An 18801-nucleotide genomic window follows, 5' to 3' on the forward strand; every position below is an offset into this window, starting at 1 on the left:
GGGTCTCCTCAGGAACGGAACGTCAGGTCGGCGATGATCGGGCGGTGGTCACTCGGCGCCTGCGCGGCCGGTACTTCGGCGGGAACCTCGGCCCGTAGCACCCGGAGCCCGGCGCCGACGGTGACGAAGTCGATCCGCTTGTTCGCGGCGACGGCCGGATAGGTGTACGGACCGCCGGTCGTCCTTCCCGCGGCTGTCCACGAGTCGGTCAGCCGGGTCCACAGGCCGGCCAGCTCCGGCGCGGCTGCCTCGGCGTTGAAGTCACCGACCAGCACCTGCAGATCCCCACGCCGGTCCTGCGCCAGAATCCGCACGGTGTCCGCGACCTGCATCCGCCGCACGGTCGGATCGCCGCGGTAGTCCAGATGCGTGCAGTACGCGTGCAGCCGCCGCCCGCGAACGTCGACCTCCACCTCGAGGAACCCGGGAGCCGGCGCGGGCACCGGATTCGGGTCCTGGGTGGAAAGCCGGGTGATCGAGTGGTTCTCGCTGCGCACGATCGGGAACCGGGACAGCAGCCCCACGCCGTACTGCCGGCGCGGCTGACCCGCCGCGGGCGGATCGAAGTCGTAGATCGGTGCGAACGCCGAGTACATGCCGAGTTTCCCGGCCAGCTCCGCGAGCGTGTCCAGCCACTGGCTGCGGGTGTCCCAGTGGACGTCGACCTCTTGCAAACCGATCAGGTCCGCGTCCAGGACCTTCAGCGCCTGCGCGGTCCGCTCCAGGTCGAACACGTTGTCCGTACCGGCACCGGCGTGAATGTTGTACGAGGCAACGGTCAGCCGGGTGTTCCGCGGATCGAACGTGAGGCCGTGACCGAACGGATGCAGCACCGGCGCCGGGTCCGGGCTGTTCGGGTCCGGCTTGGCCGGGATCTCGACTGGAAGCTTGCCGGTCGGCGCGATCTCGCCGTACAGCACCTTGGCCAGCGCCTCCATCGACACGGCCGTGCTGCCGTACGTGACCAGCGAGGTCGCCGCGGGCTGGAAGTACGCGACGTCGTACGGGTCGCGGACCGGGACGACGATCACCGGACGTCCCGTGGACAGCAGGCCGTTGACCAGCTTCTGCTGCTTGGCCAGCTTGTCCGTGACCTCGGTGTCCCAGGCTTTGTTGGTCAGCACAATGGTCAGATCGGCCGCGCCGGTGGCCGCCAGCGCGTCGGCGATCTTCGCGTCGGTCGGCGTCGTGCCGGTGTCCTTCACCACCGTCGTCGCGCCGCGCTTTTGCAGGGCGGTCGCGAGCGTCGTGGGGGAGAAACCGGTGACGAGGATCTTTCGCGGTGCTGGTGAGAGCGGAAGCAGGTCGGCGTCGTTGCGCAGCAGCGTCGTACTGTGGTCCGCGATCCGCTGGGCCTCGGCGTAGTTCGCCGGAGTACCGATCAGTTTCGGGATCCGGGTCAGGTCGGCGTACGGGCGATCCACCAGGCCGTTCGCGCGCTTCACCTTGAGGATGCGGGTGACGCTCTCGTCGATCCGCGCCTCACTGATCCGGCCGCCACGCACCGCGGCCAGTACGGAGTTGTACGCCAGACCGGGATCGACCGGCATCAGCAGCTGGTCCACGCCGGCCTCGATCGCCCGGAGCGGGATCTCCGCGTCGCCGTACTTGTCCCGGACGCCCTGCATCCCGAGCGAGTCGGTGATCACCACCCCGTCGAAACGGAGCTGTTTGCGCAGGATGCCGGTCAGGATCGGCCGGCTCAGGGTGGCCGGGTCGCCGGACGGGTCGAGCGCCTTGACCACGATGTGCGCGGTCATGATCGACTGGATGCCGGCCCGGATCGCCGCCTCGAACGGCGGCCGGTCGTACCGGGTCCACTCCTCGAGGGTGTGGTGGATCTCCGGGATGCCGACGTGGCTGTCGGTGTCGGTGTCGCCGTGACCGGGGAAGTGCTTCGCGGTGGCGACGATCCGGCCGTCCCGCTGGTACCCCTTCACCTGGGCGGCGACGAGTTGCGAGACCAGCGTGGGGTCGGACGAGATCGAGCGGACACCGATCACCGGGTTCAGCGGGTTCAGGTTCACGTCCGCGTCCGGCGCGAAGTCGGTGGTGATGCCGACCGCCTTCAGCTCGCGCCCGGCGATCGCCCCGGCGGACCTGGCGTACGCGGGGGAGCGGGTCGCGCCGAGCGCCATCCCGCCGGGGAACTGGGTCAGCGGCGGGCCGACCCGGACGACCGTGCCGTACTCCTGGTCGGTACCGATCTGCAGCGGTACTCCGGCGTCGGCGATCGCGGCCGCCTGCAGACCGTTCGACAGCTGGGCGATCTGCTGCGGGTCCTTCACCGAGTCGGTCCAGGTGAAGTAGATGACGCCGCCGAGGTGGTACTTCGCGACCACTTCGGCCGGCGTGGCGACGCCGTACAGCTTGGTGTTGCGGGTGTCGGCGGTGTCGGCGGCAGCGCCGTACGCGTAACAGACGAACAGCTGGCCGACCTTCTGCTCCAGCGTCATCCGGCGCAGCGTGTCGAGGACCCAGCGGTCCGGGTGGGCATCGGCGGCAAGGGGGCCGGCGACCGTCGAACCTGCGACGGTGGCCGCCGCCAGTCCGAGGGTCTGGCGTCGGGTCAGTTTCATCGGTGTCACCAACTCAGTCCGGGCGGGCAGGGGCGAGCGGCAGAAACGTAATTGACTTACAGATAATCCCCAACGACGCGAAAGTTACCCACGCGCGCACGGTGGGTCAAGAGTCGGTGACGCGGGGTTCGATGATGGCAGATCGCGGCGCGGCGACGGCGAGCACGGCGTGTTCGTGCGGCAGGTAGGTGACCGCGAGCTCGGGTGCGGCCTCGACCACGCCACCGCCGAGAGGCATCTGCCGGCTCAGGCCGTGGTCGTGCAGGCCGAGGCCGAGCGCTTTGCCGACCGCTTCCTTGGCCGTCCAGAGGTGGAGGAAGGCGGTCAGCTGGTCCGGTTGGTCGCGCAGCCAGGCACGCTCTTGTGGGGTAAACCAACGACCTGCGAGCCGGTGGAACTCGCGCGGGCGGACTTCCTCCAGGTCGACGCCGATCGGGCCTTGGCGCGACGCGGCCACCACCACCCAGTGCTCGGTGTAGGTAAGGCTGACTGCGAGGCCGGCGATGTGCGGCCGGCCTGCTTCGTCGTGGGTAGGCGATGGGCGGTCGACCAGGGTGCTCGCGAGCTCCAGCAGCAGGGTGTGGGCGGTGGCGCGCGGCTGGGATCCGGCGGGCGCCGACCAGACGTGTACGGGACTTCCCACCGGATGACCGTACCTGACCCCGGCCAAGGCGCCTTGTCGACAAAGATCCACGAACTGGTCCTCTCGACGGCTGAGCAACTGGATCTGTAGCGCGTACCGGTTCGTCCCTAGCGTGAAGGGCATGACCACCTGCGAACTCCCCGCCGTCCAGGTTCCGGGCCTCCTGAGCACCCGGTTCGTCCGGCTGCTGGTGATGGTGTTCGGCTCGGGCCTCAGCATGTACCTGCTCACCTCCGTCGTACCGCTCTACCTGGCGGCGAACGGCTCCGGCGGGGTCGGCGTGGGGCTCTCCACCGGCGCGATGATGTTCGCGGCGGTCGCGGTCGAGCTGCTCGTACCGCGGATGCTGGCCCGCTGGGGATACCAGGTGGTTCTCGGTCTCGGGCTCGTGCTGCTCGGTGCGCCCTCGCTGGTCCTGCTCGCGACCGCGTCGCTGCCGATCGTCCTCGCTGTGTGCGTGGTGCGCGGCGCTGGGCTCGCGATCCTGGTCGTCGGTGCGGTCGCGCTGGTCGCCGAGGTCGCCCCATCCACCCGCCGGGGCGAGGCGCTCGGGGTGTACGGGGTTGCGGTCGGCGTACCGGCGGTGATCGGTCTTCCGCTCGGTGTCTACCTGACGAACCTGATCGGCTTCGACGCGCTGTTCGTGCTTGCGGCCGTCGCATCGCTCGCCGGCCTCGTCACGCTGATCGGACTGCCGGCCGCCAGTACGGAGAAGCAGCAGGTGCGGGTGCTCGGTGGCGTACGTGGAAGCGGACTGTTGATGCCGACCTTCGTGTTCGCGTCGGTGACTGTGGCGGCGGGCATCAGCGTCACCTTCCTTCCACTGGCAGTTGCCGGCGGCAATCATTCGCTGGTCGCCGCGGCCCTGCTGCTGCAGGCGATCGCGGCTCCGATCGCCCGCTGGCTGGCCGGTCGGTACGCGGACCGGATCGGTCCCGCTCGGGTCCTCGGCCCTGCTCTTGTACTCGCTGCCGCGGGCGCCGCCGGGCTGATCTTCTTCGGCAACCCGATCGCCATCCTGGCCGGCTCGGTGCTGTTCGGTACGGGCTTCGGTGCCGCGCAGAACCTCACGCTCACGCTGATGTACAACCGCGTCGATCGGTCCCGGTACGGGCAGGTGAGCGCGCTGTGGAACCTGGCGTACGACGGCGGCTGGGGAGCCGGCGCGATCCTGTTCGGCGCGATCGTTGGTGGGACGGGCTATCCGCTCGCCTTCGCCCTCACCGCGGCAGTCGTCGCCGCGGCCGTCGTCCCAGCGGTCAGAGCAGCCTGACCGCCAGAGCCGTCGTGCTGGCAGTCAGAGTTTCCGCAGCCGGACCCAGCGGACGGCGTGGTCGGCGCCCTTGCGGAGGACCAAGGTGGCGCGGGAGCGGGTCGGGAGGATGTTCTCGCGCAGGTTCGGCCCGTTGATGCCGTCCCAGAGCGACTCCGCCTTCTTCACCGCTTCGTCGCGGCTCAGCTCGCCGTAGCGGACGAAGTACGACTCGGGGTTGCGGAAGGCCGTCTCCCACAGCTTCAGGAAGCGCGCCACGTACCAGGAACGGATGTCGGCGGCGGCCGCGTCGACGTACACCGAGAAGTCGAAGAAGTCGCTGACCGCCAGACCGCTCTTGCCGTCCGCGTGCCGGGGCGCCGGCTGCAGGACGTTCAGGCCTTCCAGCAGCAGGATGTCCGGTTGTTCGACAGTGGTCCGGACGCCGGGCATCCGGTCGTAGTGCAGGTGCGAGTACACCGGTGCCTCGACCGCGTCGATCCCGGACTTCACCTCGACCACGAAGCGCAGCAGCGCCTTCCGGTCGTACGACTCCGGGAAGCCTTTGCGTTGCATCAGGCTGCGGCGCTCGAGCTCGGCGTTCGGCCAGAGGAACCCGTCGGTGGTGACGAGGGCGACCCGCGGGTGCTCGGGCCAGCGGGCCAGCAGCTCGCGCAGCAGCCGGGCGGTGGTCGACTTGCCGACGGCAACCGAACCGCCGATCCCGATCACGAACGGAGTCCGGGTCGCGGCCGGTTTGCCGAGGAAGCTCTCGGTGTCGGCGTGCAGCGCGCGGGCGTGCCGGACGTAGAGCGACAGGATCCGGGACAGCGGCAGGTAGACCTCGCGGACCTCGTCCATGTCGATCTCGTCGCCGAGGCCGCGCAGCCGCTCCACCTCGTCGGCCGTCAGCGGCGAGACGGTGGTCTCGGCCAGCTGGGCCCAGGTGGCCCGGTCGAGCTCGGTGTAGGGAGTCACCTCCCGCGACGGCTGCAGCATGTGGCCCATTCTTCCCATCGGTGCCGGATGCACCCACACCTGGCCGGCGTGGGCTTCGTCTCAACCTTGGCACACCCGCCGAAACTTTCGGTGACCGGTCTGTATGCAAAGATCTGCGCCCGATGAGGGAAGACACCGCCTGGTTGGGTACGCAACGGCTGCCTGAGGTGACCGTGCACGCGTCCGGAGTGCTGGCCCAGACGATCCGGGCCGAGGTCCGGCAGACGCACCGCCTCCGCACCGACGCGCACGTGTCCGTCTGCACGCTCGCCCGGGTCCGGGAGACGCCGCTGTGGCGGGAGGTCGAGGCCGCGGTCCCCGAGCACGGTCTGGGTGTCGAAGGGTTCGTGGTGGTGCGACGAGGCAACGATCTGGTCGTCGCCGCCGAGGACGGGCACGGGTTGCTGTACGGCTACTTCTACCTGCTGCGGTACTTCGAATGGATGAACGGCGACTTCACCGTCGTCGAGCGGCCGGCGGTACCGATTCGGATGCTCGACCACTGGGATCAGCTCTCCGGCACGGTCGAGCGCGGGTACGCGGGCGAATCGATCTTCTTCCGCGACGGCCGGGTGGTCGACGACCTGACCAGGGTCCGGGCGTACGCGCGGTTGCTGGCGTCGGTCGGTATCAACGCCGTGTCGTTCGCCAAGGCGGAACTACCGGATGTCGCGCGCTTGGCCGGGGTGTTCCGTGAGTACGGGATCGCGGTCAGTCTGGTTGTGGATTTCCCGGAGGAACCGCGGGATGAACGGGTGGCGCGCTGGTGGTCAGCCACCGTCGCCCGGTGGTACGAGGTGGTGCCGGATCTCGGTGGTCTGGTCGTCCGCGACGGCCGGGACGCCGACGGCGCGAACGTGCTGGCGCGGGCGGTGGCGCCGTACGGCGGGACGGTGTTCTGGCGGTGCGCCGGGATCGAGCATGCACCGGACTGGCGGGACCGGCGATCGGATCAGGCCCGGGCCGCGTACGACCAGTTCATCCCGCTGGACGGGCGGTTCGAGGAGAACGTCGTGCTTCAGGTCAAGCACGGTCCGCTCGATTTCCAGGTACGCGAGGCCGTGTCGCCCTTGCTCGGGGAGCTGCAGGAGACGCCGTTCGCGCTGGAGTTGCAGATCACGCAGGAGTACTCCGGGCAGCAGCGGGATCTGTGTTACCTCGGTCCTTGGTGGCGGGAGATCCTGCAGTTCGACACGACCGGTGACGGCGGCGCGACGGTTGCCGACCGCATCGGTGCGATCGTTGCAGTGTCCAACGTTGGCGATGCCGACAACTGGACCGGGCACAAACTTGCGCAGAGCAACCTTTACGCGTACGGGCGGCTGGCGTGGGAACCCGCGGCCGATCCGGTGAGTCTGGTGCACGAATGGGCGGCGGCGACGTTCGCCCTGGACGACTGGACCCGGAGCGAACTGGTCGCGATCATGGCGGGATCGTGGCGTACGTACGAGCGGTACACCGCGCCGCTCGGCGTCGGCTTCATGGTGACGCCGGCGACGCACTACGGGCCGAGCATGACCGGGTACGAGTACTCCGGGCGCGGGCACTTCGCGGACCGCGACGGGGTCGGCGTGGACCGTACAGTGAAGAGCGGATCGGGCTTCACCGGGCAGTACCCGGAACCACTCGCGAGTCTGTACGAGGATGTGTACACCTGCCCCGACGAACTGCTGCTGTTCTTCCATCATGTTGCCTACGGCCACGTTCTGCGCAGGGGGGTGACTGTCCTGCAGCACATCTACGACCTGCACTTCCAGGGGTACGCCGAAGTGGAGTCGATGGTCGCCCGATGGCAGGCGATCGCCGACCGCTTCGACGCGTGCGTCCAGGAGAACGTCACGTCTCGCTTCGAGGCCCAATTGGTGAACGCCCGCGAGTGGCGCGACCAGGTGAACACGTTCTTCTACCGCCTCAGCGGCATCCCGGACGCCCACGGCCGCACGATTCACCGTTGAGCGCCCCGTCGCCGAGCGACGGGGCGCTAGGCTGGGGCGAAAGTTTCGACCAGCCGGGGAGGGTGGCGTGACCGATCGGCCGACGATTGCGAAGATCGCCGAGCAGGCCGGGGTGTCCGTACCGACGGTTTCCAAGGTGCTGAACGGGCGGGCCGACGTGGCCGAGGCGACCCGGGCGCGGATCGAGAGCCTGATCCAGCAGCACGGCTACCGGCGGCGCGGTGCGAGTACGCCGGTCAGTCCGATGATCGACCTGGTGTTCAACCAGCTCGGCGGCGAATGGGCGATGGAACTCATCCGCGGCGTCGAGGAAGTGGTCCGGGCCGAGGGCGTCGAGCTGGTGCTGTCCGAGTGCGGCGGGGCGCTGCGCCCACGCCAGCAGTGGATCGAGTCGGTCCTGAACCGCCGTCCGCTCGGCGTGATCATGGTCTTCTCGGATCTGGACGCTGATCAGCGTGCTCAGCTGGAGGCGCGGCGGATTCCGTTTGTGGTGGTCGATCCGGTGGGGGATGTCGGTGACGACGTACCGTCGATCGGTTCGGCCAACTGGAACGGTGGCCGGATGGCGACCGCCCACCTCCGCGGTCTCGGTCATACGCGGATCGGGATGATCAGCGGGCCGGTCAGTACGTTGTGCTCGCGGCAGCGCGTGGACGGGTACACCGACGCTCTGCGCTCCAGCGGGGTGGATCCCGATCCTGGGCTGATCCGGGCGGCTGACTTCGGTGTGGCCGGTGCGTACCAGGAGGCGATGGTGCTGCTGTCGGTTGCCGATCGGCCGACGGCGATCTTTGCTGGGAGTGACATGCAGGCGCTTGGTGTTTATCAGGCGGCTCGCGAGCTCGGGCTGGACATCCCGCGGGATCTGTCGGTGGTCGGGTATGACGACCTGCCGCTCGCGCAGTGGGTGACGCCCGCGCTGACCACCGTGCATCAGCCGTTGCAGCAGATGGCCGAGCTCGCCGCTCGCGTTGTGCTCGATCTGGCTCGCGGCGTCACCCCCACCGCATTACGCCTCGACCTGGCGGTGGACATGCGCGTACGCCAGTCCACCACCCACCCGTCGCGGTGAGCGGACGGCGGGGCGTGCACCCGCCCGTCGCGGTGAGCGGGTGGCGGTTAAGGTGGGGCGCATGATCGTCGGCGTGGGGATTGATGTGGTCGACGTGGATCGGTTCATGCGGACGCTGGAGCGGACGCCGAACTTGCGGGAGCGGGTGTTCACGCCCGTCGAGGCGGTGAAACCACCGGCTTCGCTGGCGGCCCGGTTCGCGGCCAAGGAGGCGCTGGCGAAGGCACTGGGCGCCCCGGCCGGGATGCATTGGCACGACGCCGAGGTGCAGACCGACGAGACCGGCCGGCCGTGGCTGGAAATCACCGGCACCGTCGCGGCGCAAGCGGCCAAACTCGGCGTACAGAGTCTGCATCTTTCGCTGAGCCACGATGCCGGGATCGCATCCGCCGTGGTCGTTCTGGAGGGTTGAGCATGCGGCACGCGTACACCGTCGAGCAGGTACGGTCCGCCGAGGCCGCACTGATGGCGAAACTTCCACCAGGTACGTTGATGCAGCGCGCCGCCACCGGGCTGGCGGTTGCTGTGAGCAACTTCCTCGGCCGGACCTACGGCGCGAACGTCGTGTTGCTGATCGGCTCGGGCGACAACGGCGGCGACGCGCTGTACGCGGGGGCCCGGCTGGCTCGCCGCGGCGCTCGGGTGACCGCGATCCTGGTGTCGGACAAGGTGCATGCGGGTGGGCTCGAGGCGCTGTTGATCGCCGGCGGCCGGGTCGGCTCTAGCGACGACCTCGCGTCGGCTGACGTGGTGCTGGACGGGATCGTCGGTATCGGTGGCCGGCCGGGTCTTCGGCCGGATGCGCTCGCGCTGGTGCGGCTGGTGGAGCAGCAGGGCGTACCGATCGTGGCCGTTGATACGCCGTCGGGCGTTGATGTCGACACGGGCGAGACGCCTGAAACACACGTGAACGCGGCTCTGACCGTCACGTTCGGTACGCACAAGATCTGCCATCTCGTCGACCCGGCGGCTACTGCTTGCGGTCCGGTGCATCTCGTCGACATCGGCCTCTCGCTCCCGGCCGCTGAAGTGCAGTCGTTGCAAGCGGATGACGTACGCGAGTGGTATCCGGTGCCGCACGGTGAGTCGGACAAGTACTCGCGTGGCGTGCTGGGGTTGATGGTCGGCTCGACGCAGTACCCGGGGGCCGCGGTGATCGCGACCTCCGGTGCGTTGGCCGGTCCGGTGGGCATGGTTCGGTATGTCGGTCCGTCGTCCGTGGCCGAGGCGGTGCTTGCCGTCCATCCTGAGGTGGTTGTCGGCGAGGGGCGCGTGCAGGCGTGGGCGGTTGGTTCGGGTATCCCGACCAGCGGGGTGGATCGCGATCGGTTCACTCGGCTGATCCAGCAGGAGGACGTACCGGTGATCGTGGACGCCGGCGCGATCGGTGCATTGGGTACGAGACACTCGGCGCGGATCGTGATCACACCACATGCGGGCGAGCTTGGACAGTTGCTCGGCGTACCGCGTGACGAGGTCGAAGCCGGCCGGCTGCACTACGCGCGGACTGCCGCCGAAGACCACCAGGTCACCGTGCTGCTGAAGGGCGCGACCACGATCGTCGCATCCCCCGACGGCACGACGTACGTGAATCCGCTCGCCACGCCCTGGCTGGCGACCGCGGGCTCCGGCGACGTACTGGCCGGGCTGCTCGGCTCATTCCTCGCCTCCGGCCTGGACGAGGCTCGCGCCGCCGCGTTGGCCGCGTACTTGCATGCTGCCGCCGGCACCCTCGCGTCCTCCGCGGGCCCGATCACCGCGATGTCGATCGCCCACGCCCTCCCGGCGGCCACCCGGCATCTGCTGACTAGGGAGCAGTGAGGTCCAAGCCTCCGTTGGCGCTCCGCAGTTGCAGTGTCTTGCTGTCGATCTTGTAACTGACCTGCCCTTTGAGGCTGTTCAGCAGCGTGGACTCGGTCTTTCCGGCGTCACCGGGACACGCGCGGCGAGTAGTGGCGAGGTCCCCAAAAGTCAGCGTGCCGGTCCCGCGCGCCACCGTGCCCTGGAAGCTGTTGCAGCCGGTCGATCCGGTCACGCGTTCACCATTCACCGTCAGCCAGACCTTGTCGAACCCGGCTCCATGCGAGGCGGTCTCGCCGGTCACGACGGTCGACAACGTCCATCTCGTGCCGTCGAGCGCCGGCGCGGGCTCGGCGATCTTGCGATCGGCCAGCGAGATCGTCGTACTGCCCGCGGTGATGACGAGCGTGCTGCCGTCGAGCTTCCAGGTGGGTTTCGCCGACAAGATGTTGCCCAGCCACGAGTCCTGACCCTGCTGCGGGCCGGGGCAGCCCATCGCGGTCGACGACAGCTCGCCCTCGAGGGTGATCCGGCCGTCCGTCGTGGACACCTTCGACTGCATCGAGTTGCAGCCGGCGTCGGCGATCAGCCGCCCGTCCTCGGTGAACTGAAGCCGGACCCGGGTCCGTGGTGCGAGCGGGCGTGGTTTGCCGTTCTCGGTGACCGCGGTCGACAGGTAGGTGTTGCCGACCAGCGAGGCGGTCTTGCCGCTTTGTCCGGTCTGCCCGGCCGTGGTGGGCAGATCGCTGGGCTGGCCTCCAGGACCGGTCGCGGGCTCGGTGCCGCAAGCGGTCAGCGTCAGCAGCAGGCCGGCTCCGGCGAGGGCGATCATCGGTTTGTTCACACCCAGAGGACGCCGCCCGGGGCCCTCGCGTTGCAGCTGTCCGCTCCGTAATATCAGGACGTGGCCATCCGGAGCCGTTACCTCGTACCGACGGTCGTCCTGGCCGCCGCCGCGCTGGTCGTCGCGCCGTTCGTCGTCCGCGCGAACAAGGACACTCCGGTCTCGACCGCGAACGCCGCTACCAGTACGCCTGCACCTAGTACAGCGGCACCTAGTACATCGGCACCTCGTACGCCGCCGGCTCCTAGCCGGACCTGTACCAAGCCTGATTGGACCACCACAGCCACCGACAACGTGGGCGAGGGGCGTACGTACGGGCAGTACTACTTGCACAACAACATGTGGAACAACCACAACGGCACGTACACGATGTCGGTGTGTGACTACGACAATTGGTACGAGGACGTCACGCAGCCGAAGCCGGATGATCTCGGCGTCCAGGCGTACCCGAATGTGCACAAGGACTACGACGACGCCCCGCTGGCGAAGATCCAGTCCGCCGACTTCGCCGCGACCGCGCCGGACTGTGCGGGCTGCATCTACAACGTGGCGTTCGACATCTGGATCAACGAAGGCTTCGAGAACGAGCTGATGATCTGGACCCAGAACTCCAACCAGACCCCGGCCGGCTCGAACCTGGGCCTCACCACCATCGGCGGCCACCAGTACGAGGTCTGGAAAACCGACGGCGCGGACAAGCCCGGCGGCATCTTCACCTACAAGTCGGTCCGCCCCCAAGTGGCCGGCACCATGCCCCTCCAGTCCTTCTTCAAGGACCTGGAAGCCCGCAAGTGGATCCCCGCCAACTCCACCACCTGGCAGGTCGACTTCGGCGTAGAAGTCGTCTCCACCAACAACACCAAACAACGCTTCACCTTCACCAACTTCACCCTCCACGAGCACTAGCCCCAGGACACCGCCCCTCAGTCACAAGGGTGGATATCCACCCGTCTGGTGGGTTCTCCACCCGCATACCGGTGGAGAACCCACCACAACAGTGGATAAGCCGGGTGCCGGGGGGTGCCGGGGGGTGGGTGGGGGTGCTTAGGGTGCTGGTGTGATTGGGATGGTGGTTTTTGACAACGACGGGGTGCTGGTGGACTCGGAGCGGTTGGCCAATGGGATTTTGGCTGAGCTGCTGACCGAGGCGGGGTTGCCGTACACGTTCGAGGAGACGGTGCGGGACTTCATGGGTGGGTCGATGGCCTCGATGCGGGCGTACGCCGAGCGTCGGTTGGGGCGGGCGTTGCCGGCGGATCTCGAGGATCGGTATCACCAGCGGCTGTTCGACGGGTTCGCGCACCTGCAGGCGATCGAGGGCGTGGAGGGTGTACTCGATCATCTCGACGCCCGAGGCATCACCTACTGCTTGGCGTCGTCGGGGACGCATCGGCGGATTCGTACGGCGTTGACGGCGGTCGGCTTTCTGGAGCGGTTCGAAGGGCGGATCTTCAGCGCCGAGGATGTCGCGCACGGCAAGCCCGCGCCGGACCTGTTCCTGCACGCGGCCGCGACGATGGGCGTGAAACCGGACCGCTGCCTGGTCGTCGAGGACAGCCCGCTCGGCGTCGCCGCGGCGGTCGCGGCCGGTATGAAGGTCTTCGGGTACGCGGGCATGACGGACCCGGCGAAACTTTCCGATGCCGACACGGTTTTCCACCACATGGGCGCCCTCGCCGACCTGATCGACCGCGCCTAGAGGGTGTCTGTGAACTCTGCGCCGTGCCGAGTGCCCCGCAGTAGGTGCAGGGTTCACAGGCGCCCTCTGCGACACTGGATTCACCATGTCTAGCCTTCACTCACACCCGGTCCGGGCTGAGGCGGTCGTTGATCTGGCCGCGATCCGCCACAACGTTGCCACGCTGCGTGCCCGTGCCGAGGGTGCGCAGCTGATGACCGTGGTGAAGGCGGACGGGTACGGGCACGGGATGGTGCCGGTCGCCCGCGCCGCCCGGGAAGCCGGTGCGGACTGGATCGGTGCGGCTGTACTAGAGGAGGCGCTTGGCCTGCGCGCCGCGGGTGACACCGGCCCGATCTTCTGCTGGCTGACCACCCCAGGCGAGCCGCTTGCCGACGCGATCGAGGCCGGCATCGACCTGTCCGCGGGCGCACCGTGGGAAATCGACGAGTTGGCCGCGGGCGTGACGGACCGCCCGGCGCGGGTGCATCTGAAGATCGACACCGGGATGTCGCGCGGTGGGGCCGTACCGGAGGAGTGGCCGGCGTTGATCCGCGCCGCGGTCCGGGAGCAGGCCGCCGGGCGGATCGAGGTCAAGGGCATCTGGTCGCACCTGGCGTCGTCGGACGAGCCGAAGAGCCCGGCGAACGAGTCCCAGCTGGCCACGTTCACCGAGGCGATCGAGGTGGCCGAGTCGTTCGGCATCGACGCCGAGTTCAAGCACCTGGCGAACTCCGGCGCCACACTCGCCCTGCCGGAGACACATTTCGGCTTGGTCCGGCCGGGCGTCGCCACGTACGGGCTGTCGCCCTTCGGGCACGCGCTCCCGTCGGCGGAGCTGGGCTTGATTCCGGCGATGACGTTGCGGGCGCGGTTCGCGATGGTGAAGCGCGTTCCGGCCGGTGCCGGCGTCTCGTACGGGCTGACCTGGACCGCGCCGCGGCCGTCGACGCTCGGCCTGATCCCCCTCGGGTACGGCGACGGGCTGCCGCGGCACGCATCGAACGGCGCGCCCGTGCAGACCGCCGGTGGACGGCACACCATCGTCGGCCGGATCTGCATGGATCAGAGCGTGGTGAACCTGGAGGACGACGAGGCGGCCGCGGGCGACGAGGTGGTGCTGTTCGGGCCGGGTACGTCCGGCGAGCCGACCGCCGACGACTGGGCCGACGCGGCCGGCACGATCAACTACGAGATCGTCACCCGCCTGGGCGCCCGGATCCCACGCCGGTACGTCGACTCTGCTTCGACCGCCGCGCCTGACACTGCCGCAGACAGGTAGATCAGCTGTGTCCAAAGCAGGGCGGACCGCGGGTCTGATCGGCGCCGCGGTCGGTGTGCTGGCGGCTGGAGCCGCGGCCGGCGTCGCGGTCGAACGGCAGGTGATCGGCCGCCGCTCGGGTCAGCAGAAGCAGCTCGAGGCGGAACCGTTCGGTTCGTTGCGCGGTACGCCGTACATCTTCACCGCCGACGACGGCGTCGAGCTGTACGTCGAGGTCGACGAACTGAAGCGGTCCCGCCGCCCCGCGCCCCCGAAGCGCCGCCTGGGCCGGAAACTGCCCTTGCCGCCCGAGGACCTGACCGTGATCTTCGCCCACGGCTACGGGCTGAACATGGACGCGTGGCACTTCGAGCGCCGTGAACTGGCCGGGATCGGCACGATGGTGTTCTACGACCACCGCTCGCACGGGCGGTCCGGCCGGTCGCCGAAGGAGCACGTCAGCATCGATCAGCTCGGCAAGGATCTGTACGGGATCATCGAGCGGTTCGCGCCGACCGGTCCGGTGGTGCTGATCGGGCACTCGATGGGCGGCATGACGATCATGGCGCTGGCCGAGCAGCACCCGGAGCTGTTCGGCGACCGGGTGATCGGGGTCGGGCTGTGTTCGACCAGCGCCGGCCGGCTGGATCAGGTACCGATCGTTTTCCCAGGCCGGCTCGGGATGCTCGCCCGCGCGCTGGCGACGCCGACGGTGTCGGCGCTGGCGCGGATCCCGGACGTGGTCGAGCGCGGCCGGAAGGCGGGTACGGACATCAGCTACCTGCTGACCCGGAAGTACTCCTTCGGTTCCGAGGTGCCGCCCGCGTTCACCGAGTTCGTGAACGAGATGATCGCGGCCACGCCGATCGAGGTGATCGCGGAGTTCTACCCGATCTTCGCGCTGCACGACAAGTACGCGGCGCTGGAGCCGCTGCAGAAGGTGGAGTGCGTGGTGATCGGTGGCGACAAGGACCATCTGACCCCGTTCAGCCACGCCGAGGAGATCGTCCGGCGGGTGCCCGGCGCGGAGCTGGTCGAGGTCCTCAACTGCGGCCATCTCGGCCTGATCGAGCACCACCGTGAGTTCACCGCGGCCCTCCTTGGCATGATCGAGCGAGCCGAACAATCGCTAGGAACCACATGACCGATTTGCATGTCGTCGACGCCACCGCTGACCACGCGGACGAGATCGTCGGGGTGATTCATCACGCGTTCGCGGCCCGGCGCGTACTCGATCCGCCGTCGACCGCGCTGTCCGAGAACGCCGGTACGGTCGCCGCCGCGATCAAAGCGCATGGTGGTCTGCTGGTACGGGTCGGTGGGGTACCGGCCGGGGCGATGCTGTTCGAGCAGATCGGTGACGTACTCAATCTGCGTCGTGTTTCGGTCGATCCGCGCTTCCAGAGCCGGGGCGTCGCGTCCGCGTTGGTGGGTTGCGCCGAAGAGGTCGCCGTACGCCGCGGACTCGCCCGGGTGAACCTGATCGCGCGGGTGGAGCTGCCCGACACGGTGGAGTTCTGGCGCCGGCGTGGGTACTCGATTGTCGATCAGCAGGGGCAGAACCTGATCTACGCAAAGGCGATGCCGATCGAGCTGACCGTACCGACGGCCGATGACATGCAGGCGATCGGCAACGAGCTGGCCGGTCAGCTGCGCGCGGGCGACGTGCTCGTCCTGTCGGGTGACCTCGGTGCCGGCAAGACCACGTTCACGCAGGGTCTTGGTGCCGGGTTGCAGGTACGCGGCGCGATCACCTCCCCGACCTTCGTGATTTCGCGCGTGCATCCGCCGCTCGGCGATGGTCCGGCGCTGGTGCATGTGGACGCGTACCGGATCGGCGGTTTCGCGGAACTGGACGACCTCGACCTGGACGCCAGCCTGGAGGACGCGGTCACGGTGGTCGAATGGGGGCACGGCCTGGCCGAGGCGCTCGCGCCGGACCGGCTGGACATCGTGGTGACGCGTGGCGACGACGACACCGACGAGACTCGCGCGATCCGGATCACGCCGGTCGGGCCACGCTGGGCCGCGTCCGGCGTCCGGGTGTCCGTACTGGAGAAGAGCTGACATGCTGCTTGCCTTTGACACGTCGAGTGCCGCCGTCACGGTCGCACTGGCCACTCCGACCGGGGAGATCGTCGCGTCGTCGACGACCGTGGACGCGCTGCGGCACGGCGAGCTGCTCGCGCCCGCGATCGCGGCCGCGCTGGAGACCGCCGGCGTCACGGCGCGCGACCTGACCGGGATCGCTGTCGGCGTCGGGCCGGGCCCATTCACCGGCTTACGGGTCGGGCTGGTGACCGCGCGGACGATGGGCGAGGTGCTCGGGATCGAGGTCTCCGGCGTCTGCAGCCTGGATGTTCTCGCGCGGCAGTCGTCGCTGACGTTGCCGGTCGCGGTCGCGACGGACGCGCGGCGCAAGGAGATCTACTGGGCCTTGTACGACGGCCCGGCCGCGGACGGCAGCCGTCGTCGGCTGGAAGGTCCCGCGGTGGACAAGCCGGCCGAGGTCGCGCACGTACTGTCCGGGCTGCCCTTGATCGGCCGCGGCGCGATCCTGTACGCCGAGGCGCTTGGGGCGGCCGATGTCCTTGGGGTGGCCGAGTACCCGTCCGCTGAGGTGTTGGCGACGGGCGTCGCTACCAGGACCCTGGAAGGGGTCGCGCCGGAGCCGCTGTACCTGCGCCGGCCGGACGTCACGATGTCCGGCGGGGCGAAGAGCGTGCTGTGAGACCACGCATCCGGCCGGCCCGTACAGAAGACCTCGCCGAGCTGGTCGCGCTGGACGCGGCTTGCTTCGGCAGCGAGGCCTGGAGCGAGGTCGCCTGGGCCGACGAGTTCGACCGGTTGACTCAGGATCGGGTGGTCCTGGTCGCGGACGAGGGCTCGCTCGCCGGGTACGTCGTACTGCTCGTTCCGCCGGTCGCTCTTGATGTCGTCGAGGTGCTGCGGATCGCGGTCGCCCCGGCGGAACGGCGTACCGGGGTCGGCGGGCAACTGCTGACGGTGGCCTTGGATCGGTGTACGGGCCGGACCGTACTCCTGGAAGTTGCCGCGGGCAACGAAGCGGCGATCGGGCTGTACCAGGACTTCGGGTTCGTGGAGATCAGCCGGCGGAGCGGGTACTACGCCGGCGGCGAGGATGCGGTGATCATGCGGTGGCGGGAGGAATCATGAACGAAGGTCCCTTGATCCTGGGGATCGAGACGTCGTGCGACGAGACCGGTGTCGGGATCGTCCGCGGCCAGACGCTGCTCGCCGACGCGATCGCGTCCAGCGTCGAGGAACACGCCCGGTTCGGCGGCGTGGTGCCGGAGGTGGCCAGCCGGGCGCACCTCGAGGCGATGGTGCCGACCATCCGCCGCGCCTGCGAAACCGCCGGCATCAAGCCGACTGACGTGGACGCGGTCGCGGTCACCAGCGGACCCGGCCTGGCCGGCGCGCTGCTGGTCGGCGTCGCCGCCGCGAAGGGTCTGGCGTTGTCGCTGGACAAGCCGATCTACGGCGTCAACCACCTGGCGGCGCACGTCGCGGTGGACACGCTGGAGCACGGTGACCTGCCGAAGGGCTGCGTCGCGATGCTGGTGTCCGGCGGGCACTCGTCGCTGCTCGCGGTCGAGGACATCACCGACGGCGTGGTCCCGATGGGCAACACGATCGACGACGCGGCCGGTGAGGCCTTCGACAAGGTGGCGCGGGTGCTCGGGCTTCCGTTCCCCGGCGGTCCGTACATCGACAAGGCGGCGCGCGACGGCGGCGACCGGTTGTACGTGAAGTTCCCGCGCGGGCTGACCTCGCAGCGGGATCTGGAGCGGCACCGGTTCGACTTCTCGTTCTCCGGGTTGAAGACGGCGGTCGCACGGTGGGTCGAGGCGAAACGGCGGGACGGCGAGGACGTACCGGTCAACCATGTCGCCGCCGCCTTCCAGGAGGCGGTCTGCGATGTGCTGACCCGGAAGGCGATCGACGCGTGCAAGGACCGCGGGTTCGAGCATCTGCTGATCGGTGGTGGTGTCGCGGCGAACTCGCGGCTGCGGGTGATGGCCGAAGAGCGCGCGGCCGCCGCGGGGATCGCGGTTCGGGTGCCGCGGCCGGGGTTGTGTACCGACAACGGCGCGATGGTGGCGGCGCTCGGGTCGGAGCTGGTGCGCGCCGGGAAACCCCCGTCGCCGCTCGATCTGCCGGCCGACTCGTCGATGCCGGTCACGGAGGTGCTGAACAAATGAGGTGGACCGGGCCCGACGGCTTCGAAGCCGATGACGACGTCGCGCGGGTCGATGTCGACGTGGTGCATGGGTTCTTGAGTACGTCGTACTGGGCGGCCGGGATTTCGCGGGACGTGGTCGAGCGGTCGATCGCCGGGTCGTTGAACCTTGGGGTTTACGCGGTGGATGGGGCGTTGGTCGGGTACGCGCGGATGGTGACGGACCGGACGACGTTCGCGTGGCTGGCGGATGTGTTCGTACTGGAATCGCATCGGGGGCACGGGCTTGGGAAGTTCGTCGTCTCGACGCTTCTCGAGCATCCGGAGCTGAAGGGCATTCGCCGCTTCATGCTGGCCACCGCGGACGCACACGAGCTGTACCGAACGTACGGCTTCACCGAGGAGGAACCAGGCCGCCTGATGACAATCCGCCACAACCCCGCGGACCTGTACGGCCCCCAATGACCACACCAGCCCCACAACCAGCGGGCAGCACACCGGCCGCACGACCGGC

18 protein-coding genes are annotated in these 18801 nt (G+C 69.0%); 14 read left to right on the forward strand and 4 right to left on the reverse strand.

Annotated elements, in window-relative coordinates; genetic code table 11:
• Nucleotides 1-8: 8 nt before the first annotated feature.
• Together ABD260_RS09890 and ABD260_RS09895 are read right to left on the reverse strand one after the other, a co-directional pair.
• Nucleotides 9-2579 (reverse strand): glycoside hydrolase family 3 N-terminal domain-containing protein, encoded by a 2571-nt coding sequence (locus ABD260_RS09890; protein WP_344233085.1) that lies wholly within the window; start codon nt 2577-2579, stop codon nt 9-11.
• A gap of 106 nt (nt 2580-2685) precedes the next feature.
• The gene (locus ABD260_RS09895) at nt 2686-3222 is read right to left on the reverse strand and encodes a 4'-phosphopantetheinyl transferase family protein (protein ID WP_344233086.1); all 537 of its coding nucleotides are present in this window, start codon (nt 3220-3222) and stop codon (nt 2686-2688) included.
• A 121-nt stretch (nt 3223-3343) separates the two neighbouring features.
• Between ABD260_RS09895 and ABD260_RS09900 the strand changes: the two genes are divergently transcribed.
• A complete protein-coding gene (locus ABD260_RS09900) occupies nt 3344-4495 on the forward strand; it encodes an MFS transporter (protein ID WP_344233087.1) in 1152 nt (383 codons plus the stop codon).
• 24 nt (nt 4496-4519) lie between these two features.
• Here ABD260_RS09900 and coaA read toward each other — a convergent pair whose 3' ends face one another.
• Nucleotides 4520-5473, reverse strand: coding sequence for a type I pantothenate kinase (gene coaA, locus ABD260_RS09905; protein WP_184840683.1), 954 nt, complete (start codon nt 5471-5473; stop codon nt 4520-4522).
• Nucleotides 5474-5595: 122 nt separating this feature from the next.
• Here coaA and ABD260_RS09910 point away from each other — a divergent pair, with 122 nt between their 5' ends.
• The 4 genes from ABD260_RS09910 (at nt 5596) to ABD260_RS09925 (ending at nt 10321) form a co-directional block, all read left to right on the forward strand.
• Complete coding sequence (locus ABD260_RS09910) at nt 5596-7428, forward strand: alpha-glucuronidase (protein ID WP_344233088.1); 1833 nt, start codon at nt 5596-5598, stop codon at nt 7426-7428.
• A 67-nt stretch (nt 7429-7495) separates the two neighbouring features.
• On the forward strand, nt 7496-8500 hold the full coding sequence (locus ABD260_RS09915; protein WP_344233089.1) for a LacI family DNA-binding transcriptional regulator: 1005 nt from the start codon (nt 7496-7498) through the stop codon (nt 8498-8500).
• 61 nt (nt 8501-8561) lie between these two features.
• The gene (locus tag ABD260_RS09920; RefSeq protein WP_344233090.1) at nt 8562-8912 is read left to right on the forward strand and encodes a holo-ACP synthase; all 351 of its coding nucleotides are present in this window, start codon (nt 8562-8564) and stop codon (nt 8910-8912) included.
• 2 nt (nt 8913-8914) lie between these two features.
• Nucleotides 8915-10321, forward strand: coding sequence for an NAD(P)H-hydrate dehydratase (locus ABD260_RS09925; protein WP_344233091.1), 1407 nt, complete (start codon nt 8915-8917; stop codon nt 10319-10321).
• On the opposite strand, the gene ABD260_RS09930 is transcribed toward ABD260_RS09925, so the two are convergent.
• On the reverse strand, nt 10308-11144 hold the full coding sequence (locus tag ABD260_RS09930) for an META domain-containing protein (RefSeq protein WP_344233092.1): 837 nt from the start codon (nt 11142-11144) through the stop codon (nt 10308-10310). The two genes, ABD260_RS09925 and ABD260_RS09930, sit on opposite strands and share 14 nt — an antisense overlap.
• A 60-nt stretch (nt 11145-11204) precedes the next feature.
• Between ABD260_RS09930 and ABD260_RS09935 the strand changes: the two genes are divergently transcribed.
• The 9 genes from ABD260_RS09935 to ABD260_RS09975 all read left to right on the forward strand — a co-directional run bounded on the left by ABD260_RS09935 (nt 11205) and on the right by ABD260_RS09975 (nt 18752).
• Nucleotides 11205-12050 (forward strand): GH12 family glycosyl hydrolase domain-containing protein, encoded by an 846-nt coding sequence (locus ABD260_RS09935; RefSeq protein ID WP_344233093.1) that lies wholly within the window; start codon nt 11205-11207, stop codon nt 12048-12050.
• Nucleotides 12051-12210: 160 nt separating this feature from the next.
• Nucleotides 12211-12843, forward strand: coding sequence for an HAD family hydrolase (locus ABD260_RS09940; protein ID WP_344233094.1), 633 nt, complete (start codon nt 12211-12213; stop codon nt 12841-12843).
• Nucleotides 12844-12928: 85 nt separating this feature from the next.
• On the forward strand, nt 12929-14104 hold the full coding sequence (gene alr / locus ABD260_RS09945; RefSeq protein ID WP_344233095.1) for an alanine racemase: 1176 nt from the start codon (nt 12929-12931) through the stop codon (nt 14102-14104).
• 7 nt (nt 14105-14111) lie between these two features.
• On the forward strand, nt 14112-15227 hold the full coding sequence (locus ABD260_RS09950) for an alpha/beta fold hydrolase (protein ID WP_344233096.1): 1116 nt from the start codon (nt 14112-14114) through the stop codon (nt 15225-15227).
• Entirely contained in the window at nt 15224-16150 is a 927-nt protein-coding gene (gene tsaE, locus ABD260_RS09955) for a tRNA (adenosine(37)-N6)-threonylcarbamoyltransferase complex ATPase subunit type 1 TsaE (protein ID WP_344233097.1), read from the forward strand. The genes ABD260_RS09950 and tsaE overlap by 4 nt, the downstream gene beginning before the upstream one ends.
• A gap of 1 nt (nt 16151) precedes the next feature.
• Entirely contained in the window at nt 16152-16814 is a 663-nt protein-coding gene (gene tsaB / locus ABD260_RS09960; protein WP_344233098.1) for a tRNA (adenosine(37)-N6)-threonylcarbamoyltransferase complex dimerization subunit type 1 TsaB, read from the forward strand.
• A complete protein-coding gene (locus tag ABD260_RS09965; RefSeq protein ID WP_344233099.1) occupies nt 16811-17260 on the forward strand; it encodes a GNAT family N-acetyltransferase in 450 nt (149 codons plus the stop codon). The genes tsaB and ABD260_RS09965 overlap by 4 nt, the downstream gene beginning before the upstream one ends.
• The gene (tsaD, locus tag ABD260_RS09970; RefSeq protein WP_344233100.1) at nt 17257-18309 is read left to right on the forward strand and encodes a tRNA (adenosine(37)-N6)-threonylcarbamoyltransferase complex transferase subunit TsaD; all 1053 of its coding nucleotides are present in this window, start codon (nt 17257-17259) and stop codon (nt 18307-18309) included. Before ABD260_RS09965 ends, tsaD begins: the two co-directional genes overlap by 4 nt.
• The gene (locus ABD260_RS09975; protein WP_344233101.1) at nt 18306-18752 is read left to right on the forward strand and encodes a GNAT family N-acetyltransferase; all 447 of its coding nucleotides are present in this window, start codon (nt 18306-18308) and stop codon (nt 18750-18752) included. The genes tsaD and ABD260_RS09975 overlap by 4 nt, the downstream gene beginning before the upstream one ends.
• Nucleotides 18753-18801: the final 49 nt, after the last annotated feature.

The organism is Kribbella hippodromi, assembly GCF_039531045.1.
GTDB lineage: Bacteria > Actinomycetota > Actinomycetes > Propionibacteriales > Kribbellaceae > Kribbella > Kribbella hippodromi.

What these genes read in the sequence shown, in the direction of transcription:
- ABD260_RS09890 (WP_344233085.1), bottom strand. Translation starts at nt 2,579, where the DNA reads ATGAAACTGACCCGACGCCAGACCCTCGGACTGGCGGCGGCCACCGTC.
- ABD260_RS09900 (WP_344233087.1), top strand. Translation starts at nt 3,344, where the DNA reads ATGACCACCTGCGAACTCCCCGCCGTCCAGGTTCCGGGCCTCCTGAGC.
- coaA (WP_184840683.1), bottom strand. Translation starts at nt 5,473, where the DNA reads ATGCTGCAGCCGTCGCGGGAGGTGACTCCCTACACCGAGCTCGACCGG.
- ABD260_RS09910 (WP_344233088.1), top strand. Translation starts at nt 5,596, where the DNA reads ATGAGGGAAGACACCGCCTGGTTGGGTACGCAACGGCTGCCTGAGGTG.
- ABD260_RS09920 (WP_344233090.1), top strand. Translation starts at nt 8,562, where the DNA reads ATGATCGTCGGCGTGGGGATTGATGTGGTCGACGTGGATCGGTTCATG.
- ABD260_RS09925 (WP_344233091.1), top strand. Translation starts at nt 8,915, where the DNA reads ATGCGGCACGCGTACACCGTCGAGCAGGTACGGTCCGCCGAGGCCGCA.
- ABD260_RS09940 (WP_344233094.1), top strand. Translation starts at nt 12,211, where the DNA reads ATGGTGGTTTTTGACAACGACGGGGTGCTGGTGGACTCGGAGCGGTTG.
- alr (WP_344233095.1), top strand. Translation starts at nt 12,929, where the DNA reads ATGTCTAGCCTTCACTCACACCCGGTCCGGGCTGAGGCGGTCGTTGAT.
- tsaE (WP_344233097.1), top strand. Translation starts at nt 15,224, where the DNA reads ATGACCGATTTGCATGTCGTCGACGCCACCGCTGACCACGCGGACGAG.
- tsaB (WP_344233098.1), top strand. Translation starts at nt 16,152, where the DNA reads ATGCTGCTTGCCTTTGACACGTCGAGTGCCGCCGTCACGGTCGCACTG.
- tsaD (WP_344233100.1), top strand. Translation starts at nt 17,257, where the DNA reads ATGAACGAAGGTCCCTTGATCCTGGGGATCGAGACGTCGTGCGACGAG.
- ABD260_RS09975 (WP_344233101.1), top strand. Translation starts at nt 18,306, where the DNA reads ATGAGGTGGACCGGGCCCGACGGCTTCGAAGCCGATGACGACGTCGCG.